The following is a 389-nucleotide window of genomic DNA, read 5'->3' on the forward strand; positions in this document are numbered from 1 at the left end:
AGCAAGATGATGATGCCTAAAAGACTGTAAAGCAGTCCATTGGCTTCGAAGAAGACGGTTTCTTGGAAAAGACGTCCTGCATATTGAAATCCTTTGGTTGCTGCTGTGTCCAGTAGATTCATTAATTGTGTATCATTGAGTGGATCTGTTATGAGCGCTTTTGATAACTCATAGGGCATTTGTGTTATCAAATTGGCAATTTCACTCTGATAAAGTCCTGTGGTAATAGCTATTGAAGTAATAATACTTATCCGTAGGAACCGATTTACAAATCCGGAGAGAGGCATATCTATAGCGCCACGAATGATGAGCCATCCATAGATGATGAAAGCGATTGTGATACCGATTGATACAAAGGGCGTAATTGTAGCTATTGTTTTTGAGGAAAT

At 39.1% G+C, this 389-nt stretch carries 1 protein-coding gene; it reads right to left on the minus strand.

The genetic code is table 11. The features are described 5' to 3' along the window. Positions 1-389, minus strand: a 389-nt coding sequence (locus tag J7R10_RS09470; protein WP_208436544.1) for a type IV secretion system protein, incomplete at both ends; no start/stop codon positions are given.

Source organism: Bartonella vinsonii subsp. berkhoffii ATCC 51672 (genome assembly GCF_902825225.1).
GTDB classification, from domain to species: domain Bacteria; phylum Pseudomonadota; class Alphaproteobacteria; order Rhizobiales; family Rhizobiaceae; genus Bartonella; species Bartonella berkhoffii.